The organism is Streptacidiphilus monticola (genome assembly GCF_042658505.1).
Classification (GTDB): domain Bacteria; phylum Actinomycetota; class Actinomycetes; order Streptomycetales; family Streptomycetaceae; genus Streptacidiphilus; species Streptacidiphilus monticola.
This window is the reverse complement of the sequence record NZ_JBHSQJ010000082.1, coordinates 1-11,839: the sequence shown is the minus strand read 5'-3', so window position 1 is coordinate 11,839 and position 11,839 is coordinate 1. Positions and strand designations below refer to the sequence as shown.

Here is an 11,839-nt window from a genome sequence, read left to right as displayed (position 1 = left end):
CCGCTGGCCGCGCTGGCGGCGCTGCTGCGCGCCGACCGACGCCGGGCCGTCGTCGCCGCCTGGGGCGCGGCCGCGATCGGCCTGCTGGGCACCGCACTCGCCGGGACCGCGACCGTCACCCCCGGACCGGGCCAGAGCCCGGTCGCGGTGTGGGCCGGGCCGACCACGCTGCTGGCGGGCATCGCCCTGCTCACGGCCGCCTCGATCGGCGCCGACGGCGCGCGGGAGCGCGTCGCGGCCATCAACTTCGGCTGGCGCCAGCCGGTTGCGGCCCTGGTGCTGTTCGCGGCCGCGGTCGCGCCGGTCGCCGCGGCCGGCTGGTGGCTGGTGCGCGGTGCGGCCGGTCCGCTGCGGAACGGCGACGGCCAGCTCGTCCCGGCGTTCATCGCCCAGCAGGCCGGGACCGTGGACCAGACCCGCACGCTGGTGCTGCGCATCGGCGACCAGGGCCAGGTGGTCTCCTACCAGCTGGTCCGCGGGGCCGGCCCGACCGTCGGCAGCGCGGAGACCGCGAACGCGGCGGGGCCGTCGACCGCCCTGGCCAGGACGGTCGGCGACCTGGTGTCCGGCTCCGGCGGCGACCAGTCCGGCGAACTGGCGGGCTTCGGCGTCCAGTTCGTCGTCGTGCAGAAGCCCGTGCCCGCTGCCCTCGCCGACACGCTGAACGCCACGCCCGGCCTGACCCAGGTCAACCAGCAGGCACAGGCGAGCATCTGGCGGCTCACCCAGAACACGGCCCGGGCCGTGATCCGCACCCAGGGGACTCCGGACGTCCAGGTCGCGGCGGGTCCCGTCGACGTGGACGCCACGGTTCCGGCCGGCGGCACCGGGCGGGTGCTGCGCCTGGCCGACCAGGCCGACCCGTCCTGGCACGCCACCCTGAACGGCAAGGACCTGACCCCGACGACGGTGGACGGCTGGGCGCAGGGCTTCCAACTGCCCGCCGAGGGCGGGAAACTGAGCGTCCGTTACGAGTCCGGGGCGGCGCACACCGGCTGGATCGCGGCGCAGTGCCTGCTGGCCCTGGTCCTGGTGGTGCTGGCACTCCCGGGTCGGGGCAGCCGCAACGACGACGACCAGCCGGACGTCGAGACGGAGTCCGCTGCTGCGGCGGCGCCGGTCGTGCCCGGCTCCCGCCGAGCCCGCCGCCTGGCGGCCAACGGCGAGGAGGCAGCGGACGGCGGGGACGGTTCGGTGGCGCCCGGTGCGCCGACCGGTGCCGCATCCTCCGACGGGGCTGACGACGGCTCAGGCGTGTACGCCGCCACGGGTGCTGAGGCCGTGGCGGGCGCCGGGGACGGGGGCGCCTGGCAGGCCTTCGGCCCCGCGGGCGGCGCGACCGCCGACGGGCCGGGCGCGGGTGCCGAGGTGGGTGCGGGCGCCGTCTCCGGGGCGGGCTTCGGCGACGGTGCGGCCTTCCCCGCCCCGACCGAGCCGGTCTGGGACGCGTTCGCCCCCACCGGGGCCGGGGCTGAGCGCTCCGGAGCCGCCGCGACCGCAGCCGACGGCTACTACGCGGATCCGCAGCAGCCCTACTACACGGGCCAGCCCTACTACGGCGAGTACGACACCGGGGGGCAGGCCGCCTACCAGCCCTACCCGCAGTGGGACGGCTCGGCCTCCGCCCCGGCCGACCCGGCCGATGCGCCGCAGGGCTGGTACGACGCCCAGGGCTACTGGCACAGCACGCAGGACGGCACGGCACCGGGGAGCGGAGCATGAGGATCACGCGGACCACGCAGTCGCTGCTGGCGGCGCTCGGCGTGCTCGCCGTCGCCCTCGGCATCGCCGAGGTCAACCCGCCCTCCGGCGAGGCCGCAGCGAGCGGCCGCACCGTGCGCACCGCCGTCGCCCACCGCGCCGTGCTCTGCCCGAACCCGCTGCAGAGCGGTTCAGCCAGTACCGGCTACGCCGTGGCGGCGCCGGGTGCCCCGGCCGGGGTCAGCGTGGCGAGCGGATCGAGCGGCAGCGGCGGCACGGCCGGGGCCGGTCGCCTCGGCCCGCTGGGCGGTGCCGGGACCGCCCTCGCGCAGCTCAGCGCCACGGGCGGCGCCACGGCCGGGAAGGCGCCGTCCGGCGCCAAGGCCCCCGCGCTCGCCCTCACCGCCGACGGCGGCCTCGCTCCCGGTCTGACGGGCCAGCAGACCACGGTCCTCGACGGCGGGAAGAGCCTCAGCGGGCTCAGCTGCACCGAGCCGGCCACCGACTTCTGGTTCGCCGGGGCGGACACCGCCAAGGGCGACACGGACACGCTCGTGCTCAGCAACAACGAGAGCACGAACGCCTATGTGGACGTGCAGGCGTTCGGGGCCACGGGCGAGGTGGAGAGCACCCAGGCCGGCAACATCAGCGTGCCGGCCGACGGCAGCGTGGCCCTGCCGCTGAGTCGCCTGGTGAACGCCGCCGGTAGCGGCGGAGTCGTGTCGCTGCACGTGCTGGTTCGCAGCGGCCGGGTCGCCGCGGCGCTCAACGCCGACAGCGGCAGCACCGGCGCGGACTGGATCCCGCCCACCGAGCTTTCGTCCACGGTCGTGCTGCCCGGTCTGCCCGGCGACGTCAAGCACGCCGTCCTCGCGGTCACCGCGCCCGGCGTGGAGGACGCCGACCTCAAGCTCCAACTCGCCTCGCAGACCGGGTGGATCACCCCGGCCGGACACGAGACCATCCACGTCAAGGCGGGCATGCTGACCTTCGTCGACCTTGCCGACGTCACCCGCGGCCAGCCCGCGGCGCTGCGGCTCAGTCCCACGGACCCCAAGCAGGCCCCCGGGGTGGTGGCGGCGATCCAGCTGGGCCGCGGGAGCAGCAGCACCGAACTCGCCTACACGACGGGCACGGACGCGGTCACCCAGCGCACGACGATCGCGGGCAACACCGCGGCCGGCACGACGCTGTTCCTCACCGCCACGGACAAGGCGGCGACGGTGACGGTCGCTGCGCTGGGCAAGTCCGGGTCCCCGCAGACCCAGGAGGTCAAGCTCCAGCCCGGGACGACGGTCGCCATCAAGCCCAAGTCCCCTGACGGCGCGGACGGTTACGCCCTGACCGTGGAACCGGCGGCGGGCAGCGGCCCGGTGTACGTGGCCCGGATGCTCACCTCCGGCAAGGCCGGCTTCACCGTCCAGCCCTACGCGGACGACCACAGCACGGTCGAAGTCCCCCGCACGATCCAGGCCCCGGCCATCCTGCTCCCGTAGCGGGCGGGGCGAAGGAGGGCGGGGGTCGGCGGGGGCGGGCCCCGATGTCGAGGCCTTCAGAGAGCCCCGGCGCGCAGCGCCTGGGGCCGCCCAGGCGCTGCTTGCTGGGGCGGATGGGTGGGCTGCGGAGCTGGGTGCTGCTGGTGCTGTGGCTTCTGCGGGGACAGTGCGCGGGGCGCCACCTTGGGCGCTGGGCGCCCAGGCGGACCGGGCCGGGCAGACCAGGTGGCGCGAGGCGCGGGCTGGAGTCCCGCCGAGGGGCGTCGGTCCTGGCCGGAGTGGGGTTGCCGTCCGTCGAGGGGCGTCAGTCCTCGCCGTAGCGTGGGTCGACCGCCTCGGGCTCGACGCCGAGCAGCTCGGCGACCTGTTCCACCATCACGTCGTGGACCAGCGCGGCCCGTTCGTCCCGGCCCTTGGCGCGGATCTCCACGGGCCTGCGGTAGACCACGATCCGCGCAGGTGTCCCAGCCCGGGCCGCGATCAGGCGGCCGAGGGGCACGTCGTCCAGCCTGGCGGTGTCCGGGTCCGGCTCGGGCTCTCCCGGCAGCGGCGCCGGCACGTCCTGCACGGCGAACTCGACCTCGCCCAGCTGCGGCCAGCGCCGCTCCAGCCGCTCCACCGACTCCCGCACGTAGTCGTCGAAGAGCTCCGACCGGGTCAGGGCGATCGGAACCTGACGCGGGGCCAGCGGCCCGCGCAGGCCCCGGCCGTGCCGGTCGCGGCGGCGGGGCCGTCGGCGGTTGTCGCTAGTCATCGGGCTGTCCATCGTTGACAGCGTAGTGACTGCGGGCCGCGCGGGCGGCGTCCCCGGGGCGACACGGCACCGGATCCGGGGGAGAGTCTTCGCGACCCGGTCAGGAGTGCGGTACCGTCCAACGCTGTGAGCCCTGTCCGTCGTTGTTCGCGCACCGCCTGCGGCCGCCCCGCCGTGGCGACGCTGACCTACGTCTACGCGGACTCGACGGCCGTCCTCGGCCCGCTCGCCACCTACGCCGAACCGCACTGCTACGACCTGTGCGCGGAGCACTCCGAGCGGCTCACCGCGCCGCGCGGCTGGGAGGTGGTCCGGCTCAACTCGGACACCGGGCCGATCCGTCCTTCGGGGGACGATCTCGAAGCCCTCGCCAACGCGGTCCGCGAGGCGGCCCGCCCCGTCGGCGCGCCCGGAGAGGGCGACCCGGCCGAGGGTGCACGCCGCGCCCACCTGCGGGTCCTGCGCTCGCCGGACTCCTGACGCCGAACCTCGCCAGTGCCCGGGGCCCCGCTCGGATCCCTTTTCCGCTGACAGGGCGTCAACCCTTCTCCTGCTTGCGGCAACATCACGGCAACCCGCTAGCGATAGTCTCTCCCCACGCCGCTCCGGTCCCTCCGGCCCAGCCGGAGCCGCACCAGCGGGCGGCGCAGGACAGCCAGACAGCAGCAACAGCAAGCGCAAAGCGAACCGGAGCACCCGTGCGTGATCTCAAGCAGCTCGTGAAGGCCTACGACGTCCGCGGCGTGGTCCCGGACCAGTGGGACGAGTCGCTCTCCCGCGCGTTCGGCGCCGCGTTCGCCAGGATCGTCGCCGTGCCGGGCGGTGCCCGCGCCGTCGTCGTCGGCCACGACATGCGCCCCTCCTCGCCCGGTCTGGCCCGCGCCTTCGCCGAGGGAGTCGCCGAGAGCGGGCTGGACGTGGTGGAGATCGGGCTCTGCTCGACCGACCAGTTGTACTTCGCCAGCGGCAAGCTCGACCTGCCCGGTGCCATGTTCACCGCCAGCCACAACCCGGCCCAGTACAACGGCATCAAGATGTGCCGCGCCGGGGCCGCGCCCGTGGGCGAGGACACGGGGCTGGTGGAGATCCGCGAGCTGGTGGAGTCCTGGATCGACGAGGGGACCGGCGCGGTGACCGTGCCCGCGGCTGCTGCCGAACGCACCGGGGAGATCACCTCACAGGACGAACTCCAGTCCTACGCCCAGCACTTGAGGCACCTGGTGGACCTCTCCGGGATCCGCCCGCTGAAGGTCGTCGTCGACGCGGGCAACGGCATGGGCGGCCACACCGTCCCCGTCGTCCTCGCGGACCTGCCGCTCGACATCGTGCCGATGTACTTCGAGCTGGACGGAACCTTCCCCAACCACGAGGCGAACCCGCTCGACCCGAAGAACCTGGTCGACCTGCAGGTGAAGGTCCGTGAGGTCGGGGCCGACCTCGGCCTCGCCTTCGACGGCGACGCCGACCGCTGCTTCGTGGTCGACGAGAAGGGCGATCCGGTCAGCCCCTCGGCCATCACCGCGCTGGTCGCCGGACGCGAGATCGCCAAGGCCAAGGCCGCGGGGGAGACCGAGCCGGTGATCATTCACAACCTGATCACCTCCTGGGCGGTGCCGGAGATCGTCACCGAGCAGGGCGGCCGCCCGGTGCGCACCCGGGTCGGGCACTCGTTCATCAAGCAGGAGATGGCCAGGACCGGGGCGATCTTCGGCGGCGAGCACTCGGCGCACTACTACTTCCGGGACTTCTGGAAGGCCGACACCGGCATGCTCGCCGCGCTGCACGTGATGGCGGCGCTGGGTGAGCAGGCCGAACCGCTGTCCGCGCTGACCGCGGTCTACGAGCGCTACACCGCGTCCGGCGAGATCAACAGCACTGTCGCGGACCAGGCCGGACGGACCGCCGCCGTCCGCGAGGCCTTCGCCGACCAGCCGGGCGTCAGCTTCGACACCCTGGACGGGCTCACCGTGGCCGGCCAGGACTGGTGGTTCAACCTGCGCGCCTCCAACACCGAGCCGCTGCTGCGCCTCAACGTCGAGGCCCGCGACGAGGAACGGATGGCCGAACTCCGGGACCAGGTCCTGGCCATCGTCCGCGCCTGAGCGGGCACTGCGCCCACGAGCGGCCGGCGTGGGGCCCCGGGCCGCACACCGGGTCGTCGGACAGCAGGAGGGCACCGTTCGTACGGCCCGGCCGGTGCCCTCGTGCCGTGCCCCGGCTGAGCCCCTGAGCCCCTGGGCACCGGGCCGGGAGGGTGGTCGCGGGCCTTGCGCACCGGCCCGGAGCACGGGCCAGGCATGCCGTCCGCATCACTCCTGACGACCTGTCACGCCCGATCGTCGCCACGCGGTGGCGGCCCTGCGGGCGGGCGGCGACCGCTGTCGCGGGCCGGAGCCCGACCCGCGACCGGCGCCCCCGGGCAGCTCGGCTATGACATCGACACAGCCGCCCTCGATATCCTGACCCGTCGACACCGTCCGACCCCCGGAGCACCTCATGAGCATCGACCCCGCCCTGCTGGAGATCTTCGCCTGCCCGCAGTGCCACGCGCCGCTGCGCGAGCAGCCCGCCGAGGACTCGGGCGCGGACAGCGAGCTGGTCTGCACCTCCGCCGACTGCGGCCTGGCCTACCCGGTCCGGGACGGCATCCCGGTGCTGCTCGTCGACGAGGCCCGTCGGCCGGCATGATCGACGAGCAACTGCTCGACGACGCCGAGGCGTTGGAGCGGGCCGACCGCTTGGGCGCCCTGCTCGCCCTGGCCTCGGCCGGCGCCCGGATCCGCTCCGGGGCCCGAGCCGCCCAGGAAGCGGGCCTCGCGCAGTTGCGGCCGGAGGGACGCCCCCGGGCGCTGCTGGTCGCTGGGCACGGCGCTGCCGCCCAGGCCGCGGCCGTCCTCGCCGCCCTCGGCGGCCAGGCCTGCCCGGTGCACATCCTGCGCCCCGTCTCCGGAGCCGCCCCGCCGGACGTCCGCAGCGACGCCTACCCGGTCGGACTCCAGTGGAGCCTCCCGGGCTGGGCCGGACCGGCGGACCTGCTGGTCGTGGCGTCCACCCACGGCGCGGAGGCCGGGCTGGTGGCGCTGGTCGAACGCGGCTACCAGAGCGGCTGCACCGTGGTGGCCGTCGCCCCGCCCGGCAGTCCGCTCGGCGACGCCGCCCTGCAGGCCCGCGGCATGCCCCTGCCGTACCTCACCTCCCCTGGCAGCGCCCCCAGTTGGGACCGCGACCCCGACCTGGTCCGGGACGACCCCGGCGACCTGTGGGCAATGCTGGCCTCCCTTCTCTCGCTGACCCACCGACTCGCTCTCACCTCCTCCGGTCCCGAGGCGCTGAGCGCCGCCGCCGACCTGCTCGACGACCTCGCGGTGCGCTGCGGGCCTATGGCCGACGCCTACCAGAACCCGGCCAAGAGCCTGGCTCTCCGCCTCGACGGCTCCCTCCCGTTGATCTGGACGGACGGCCCGCTTGCTGACGCGGCGTCAGTCCGCTTCGCCGACATGCTGGCCGAGCACGCCGCCCGTCCGGCGCTGGCCGCCGCCCTGCCCGAGGCACTGGTCCGCCATCGCGGCCTGCTCGAGAGCGCGGTCGGCCCCGGCGACCCGAGCGACCACGACGACTTCTTCCGCGACCGCACCGAGGAGCCGACCCAGCGCCCGGCGATCGTCCTGCTGCACCGGCAGGCGGCGGACGAAGGTGAAGCGGACCCGCAGCCGCAGGGTCTCCCGACCGGATCCGGCGTATCAGGCCGATCCGATGGAGCGAACGGACCCGCGATCCCCGGCGAGAGCCCGGTGCCAGGACGTCCGGACGCCGGCGCCAGGCCTTCCCTCTCCCGCGCGCGGCGCCTCGCGGCGCTGCACGGCACGCCCCTGTACGACCTCGCCGCCACCTCGAAAGAACCGCTCACGGCGGTGGCCGAGCTGATCGCGTTGAGCGACTTCTGCGCCGTCTACCTCGGCCTGGCCGCCCATCCCTGGGGGGACTAGCACCATGGACCGCCTGCACAACACCATCCGCCCCTATGCCTGGGGCTCCCGGACCGCGATCGCCGAACTGACCGGGCGCCGGCCCGGATCCGAGCCCGAGGCCGAGCTCTGGATGGGGGCCCACCCCGGAGACCCGTCCAGGCTCGACCGCGGCGACGGCCTGGTCGGCTTGGACGCGGTGATCGCCGCTGACCCTGAAGCCGAGTTGGGGCGGCCCACGGTGGAGCGCTTCGGGCAGACACTGCCCTTCCTCTTCAAGATCCTCGCCGCTGGGGAGCCACTCTCCATCCAGGTGCACCCGAACCTGGAGCAGGCCCGCGCAGGCTTCGCGGACGAAGAGTCCCGGGGCGTCCCGCTCGACGCCAGGCAGCGGAACTACAAGGACCCCAACCACAAGCCCGAGGCCATCTGCGCGCTCACCCCCTTCACCGGACTCTGCGGCTTCCGCAGCCCGGCCGCCGCGGCCGAGTTGCTCGAACTGCTGGACGTGGACGAACTCGCCCCGGTTGTCGGTGCGTTGCGGACCCAACCGGCGAACGAGGCATTGCGCCAGGCGCTCGTCCAGATCCTCGGACTCGCCGCCGCTGACGCCGCCCGGATCGTCCCGAGGGCCGCCGCCGCGCTGCGCGAGGCGGCGGTGGCAGCCGAGAAGGCAGGCGACCACGAGCGGGCCGTCGAGCTCGCCGACTACGCCGACGTCGAGAAGTCCTTCCCCGGCGACGTCGGCGTCCTGGCCGGACTGCTGCTCAACCACGTGCGGCTGGTGCCGGGCCAGGCCCTCTACCTGGGCGCGGGCGTCCCGCACGCTTACCTGCACGGGCTGGGCGTCGAGCTCATGGCCAATTCCGACAACGTGCTGCGCGCCGGTCTCACCCCCAAGCACATCGACGTGCCCGAACTGCTCAAGGTCACGCTCTTCGAACCGCAGGCACCGGCGGTCCTCCGGCCTGAGCCGGTCCCCGACGGCCACGGCGAGCAGCTCTACCCGTGCCCCATCGACGAGTTCCGCCTCTCCCGCTACCAGGGCGGTACCGACCGGATCCCCACCGAGACGCCCCAGATCCTGCTGTGCACGGCGGGCACGGTCGAGCTGCGCGACGCCACCGGCGCCCAACTGACGCTCCGCCCGGGCGAGTCCGCATTCCTTCCGGCCGGCGCGCCTGCCCCCGAGGCGGTCGGGCCGGACTCCACTTTGTTCCGCGCCACGGTCCGGCTCTGACCGACTGCCCGGCCGTTGCGGCGGGTAGAGTCGTTCACAGCACCAGACGTCGCTGCTGATGGCGGTCGGCTCACGGAACGACACCGGGGACGCCGAGGGACAGAGGGCCTCCGACGCACTGGTCCGGAACAATCGGATACGACGACGGCACCTGCCGCCCGGGCGTTCGCATGTGCGAGCCGCCCAGGCAGGCCCGGCCGCCGTGCCTCCGTGGACCGGACCGACAGCCCGATCCCGACGCACTCGCACTGGAGAAGAAGCGTGACTTCCACCCCTGCGGGCGACTTCAAGGTCGCCGACCTCAGCCTGGCTCCGTTCGGCCGTAAGGAGATCCAGCTCGCCGAGCACGAGATGCCCGGCCTGATGGCGATCCGCAAGGAGTACGCGGACGCCCAGCCCCTCGCCGGGGCCCGGATCACCGGTTCCCTGCACATGACCGTCCAGACCGCCGTGCTCATCGAGACGCTCGTCGCGCTGGGCGCCGACGTCCGTTGGTGCTCCTGCAACATCTTCTCCACGCAGGACCACGCCGCCGCGGCCATCGCCGTCGGCCCGGAGGGCACCCCGGAGAACCCCCAGGGCATCCCCGTCTTCGCCTGGAAGGGCGAGACGCTGGAGGAGTACTGGTGGTGCACCGAGCAGGCGCTCACCTGGCCCGGCCACTCCGGGCCCAACATGATCCTCGACGACGGCGGCGACGCGACGCTCCTGGTGCACAAGGGAGTTGAGTTCGAGAAGGCCGGCGCGGCGCCGGACCCCTCGACCGCGGACAACGACGAGTACCGGATCATCCTGGAACTGCTCAACCGCACCCTGCGCGAGCAGCCGAAGAAGTGGACCGAGACGGCCTCGGAGATCAAGGGCGTCACCGAGGAGACCACCACCGGCGTTCACCGCCTCTACGAGATGCACCGCGAGGGCACCCTGCTCTTCCCGGCCATCAACGTGAACGACGCCGTCACCAAGTCGAAGTTCGACAACAAGTACGGCTGCCGCCACTCCCTGATCGACGGCATCAACCGCGCCACCGACGTCCTGATCGGCGGCAAGGTGGCCGTGGTCTGCGGCTACGGCGACGTCGGCAAGGGCTGCGCCGAGTCGCTGCGCGGCCAGGGCGCCCGCGTCATCATCACCGAGATCGACCCGATCTGCGCCCTGCAGGCGGCCATGGACGGCTACCAGGTCACCACCCTGGAGGACGTGGTCGGCATCGCCGACATCTTCGTCACCACGACCGGCAACCGCGACATCATCATGGCTCACCACATGGAGCAGATGAAGCACCAGGCGATCGTCGGCAACATCGGCCACTTCGACAACGAGATCGACATGGCCGGCCTGGCCAGGATCCCGGGCATCGTGAAGACCGAGGTCAAGCCGCAGGTCCACGAGTGGCGCTTCCCGGACGGCCACACGATCATCGTGCTCTCCGAGGGCCGCCTGCTGAACCTGGGCAACGCCACCGGCCACCCGTCCTTCGTGATGTCCAACTCCTTCGCGGACCAGACCCTGGCCCAGATCGAGCTGTTCACGAAGCCGGAGGAGTACCCGGTCGGCGTCTACACGCTGCCCAAGCACCTCGACGAGAAGGTCGCTCGGCTGCACCTGGACGCCCTCGGCGTCAAGCTCACGACGCTGACGCCGGCGCAGGCCGACTACATCGGCGTCAAGGTGGAGGGCCCCTACAAGCCCGAGGCCTACCGCTACTGATCGCACAGCGGCCCGCACAGCTCCGCTGACGATCCGGCGGCCGTTGGCGCATAGGCTCAGGCCATGCCCAGCGGCCGCTACTCGTTCCACGACACCCACGACGACACCCCCCTCGGTGAAGAACGGTTCAGCTGCGCCCCCGGACCTGCCGGCTGGCGCTACACAGCACAGACCTTCGGCGCCGACGGCCGCCCCACTGGCAGCGTCGACCTCACCCTCGACTCATTGAGCCGCCCGCTCCGGCTCGAACTCCGCTACCTGGGCTGGCAGATCCGCGGCGGATCCGCCGCCGGTCTCACCTGGGTCCGCAGTCACGCGGACGATCCCCGACTTCTCCATGCGCGGGAAGGACACGAGCAGGCCCACGCTTTCGCGGGCCGTTCCCCCTCGTTCCTCGTCGCCGCGGCACGCATGCTGCGGCTCAACCCGGGAGACAGCTCCCGGCTGCGGGTCGTGACCTTCACCGACCCCGTCCTGGCGCCCCGTACCCATGACCAGGGCTGGACCCTGGAAGCGATCGAAGCACACGCCACTGACAACGGCCCGCTCCCCGTCGAGCGGTACCGCGTCTCGGATCTCGACACGGGGGACGAGTACCCCGTCCACCTGGCCGGCGACGTCGTGCTGGCAGCGCCGGGCGTCGAGCTCGAGGACCTGGATACCCCACCGAACCCCTGGCGAGGGTCGGAAGCGAAACCCGTTGACCCGGACGAGTGACACGGGTAGGTTTGACGGGTTGCCCCGATTGGACATGGCCTGAGGACTTCGGCTACTGTCTGACACCTCGCCCGCTGCGGCAGACACCTTCCTGAGAAACCGGAATCCGGCGAAATCGCCGGTCGGTGAGTCATGTGAAGGTGATGCTAAAGTGGGCGGGTCGCTCCGGCAGAAACGAAAAACCACGGTTTTGAAACCGAGGAAACGGATCTGCTAGAGTGGAAAACGAAGGAAGCGCCCGGAGGGGCCGGTGAAA

Annotated in this window: 9 protein-coding genes and 1 pseudogene; 9 read left to right on the top strand and 1 reads right to left on the bottom strand. The window is 73.1% G+C overall.

Going from position 1 to position 11,839, the window contains the following annotated elements; all coding sequences use genetic code 11:
* A pseudogene (locus ACFP3V_RS19490) lies at nucleotides 1-1,722 on the top strand (family 2 glycosyl transferase); the annotation flags it as partial.
* On the top strand, nucleotides 1,719-3,197 hold the full coding sequence (locus ACFP3V_RS19485; RefSeq protein WP_380585139.1) for a DUF5719 family protein: 1,479 nt from the start codon (nucleotides 1,719-1,721) through the stop codon (nucleotides 3,195-3,197). The pseudogene ACFP3V_RS19490 and the gene ACFP3V_RS19485, both read left to right, overlap by 4 nt.
* A 304-nt stretch (nucleotides 3,198-3,501) precedes the next feature.
* Here ACFP3V_RS19485 and ACFP3V_RS19480 read toward each other — a convergent pair whose 3' ends face one another.
* Entirely contained in the window at nucleotides 3,502-3,951 is a 450-nt protein-coding gene (locus tag ACFP3V_RS19480) for a metallopeptidase family protein (RefSeq protein ID WP_380585137.1), read from the bottom strand.
* A gap of 126 nt (nucleotides 3,952-4,077) precedes the next feature.
* Between ACFP3V_RS19480 and ACFP3V_RS19475 the strand changes: the two genes are divergently transcribed.
* The 7 genes from ACFP3V_RS19475 (at nucleotide 4,078) to ACFP3V_RS19445 (ending at nucleotide 11,583) form a co-directional block, all read left to right on the top strand.
* Nucleotides 4,078-4,431 carry a DUF3499 domain-containing protein gene (locus ACFP3V_RS19475; protein WP_380585135.1) on the top strand — a complete coding sequence of 118 codons (354 nt, stop codon included), beginning with the start codon at nucleotides 4,078-4,080 and terminating at the stop codon, nucleotides 4,429-4,431.
* A gap of 218 nt (nucleotides 4,432-4,649) precedes the next feature.
* A complete protein-coding gene (locus tag ACFP3V_RS19470; RefSeq protein WP_380585133.1) occupies nucleotides 4,650-6,053 on the top strand; it encodes a phosphomannomutase/phosphoglucomutase in 1,404 nt (467 codons plus the stop codon).
* A gap of 394 nt (nucleotides 6,054-6,447) precedes the next feature.
* On the top strand, nucleotides 6,448-6,639 hold the full coding sequence (locus ACFP3V_RS19465; protein ID WP_380585131.1) for a Trm112 family protein: 192 nt from the start codon (nucleotides 6,448-6,450) through the stop codon (nucleotides 6,637-6,639).
* The gene (locus tag ACFP3V_RS19460) at nucleotides 6,636-7,937 is read left to right on the top strand and encodes an SIS domain-containing protein (protein WP_380585129.1); all 1,302 of its coding nucleotides are present in this window, start codon (nucleotides 6,636-6,638) and stop codon (nucleotides 7,935-7,937) included. Before ACFP3V_RS19465 ends, ACFP3V_RS19460 begins: the two co-directional genes overlap by 4 nt.
* 4 nt (nucleotides 7,938-7,941) lie before the next feature.
* Nucleotides 7,942-9,156, top strand: coding sequence for a mannose-6-phosphate isomerase, class I (manA, locus tag ACFP3V_RS19455; RefSeq protein WP_380585127.1), 1,215 nt, complete (start codon nucleotides 7,942-7,944; stop codon nucleotides 9,154-9,156).
* A gap of 261 nt (nucleotides 9,157-9,417) precedes the next feature.
* Nucleotides 9,418-10,866: an adenosylhomocysteinase gene (gene ahcY / locus ACFP3V_RS19450; protein ID WP_380585125.1), complete on the top strand. Its 1,449-nt coding sequence runs from the start codon at nucleotides 9,418-9,420 to the stop codon at nucleotides 10,864-10,866.
* A gap of 63 nt (nucleotides 10,867-10,929) precedes the next feature.
* Complete coding sequence (locus ACFP3V_RS19445) at nucleotides 10,930-11,583, top strand: hypothetical protein (protein ID WP_380585123.1); 654 nt, start codon at nucleotides 10,930-10,932, stop codon at nucleotides 11,581-11,583.
* The last annotated feature ends 256 nt before the right edge of the window (nucleotides 11,584-11,839 follow it).

What these genes read in the sequence shown, in the direction of transcription:
- ACFP3V_RS19485 (WP_380585139.1), top strand. Translation starts at nt 1,719, where the DNA reads ATGAGGATCACGCGGACCACGCAGTCGCTGCTGGCGGCGCTCGGCGTG.
- ACFP3V_RS19480 (WP_380585137.1), bottom strand. Translation starts at nt 3,951, where the DNA reads ATGACTAGCGACAACCGCCGACGGCCCCGCCGCCGCGACCGGCACGGC.
- ACFP3V_RS19465 (WP_380585131.1), top strand. Translation starts at nt 6,448, where the DNA reads ATGAGCATCGACCCCGCCCTGCTGGAGATCTTCGCCTGCCCGCAGTGC.
- ACFP3V_RS19460 (WP_380585129.1), top strand. Translation starts at nt 6,636, where the DNA reads ATGATCGACGAGCAACTGCTCGACGACGCCGAGGCGTTGGAGCGGGCC.
- manA (WP_380585127.1), top strand. Translation starts at nt 7,942, where the DNA reads ATGGACCGCCTGCACAACACCATCCGCCCCTATGCCTGGGGCTCCCGG.
- ACFP3V_RS19445 (WP_380585123.1), top strand. Translation starts at nt 10,930, where the DNA reads ATGCCCAGCGGCCGCTACTCGTTCCACGACACCCACGACGACACCCCC.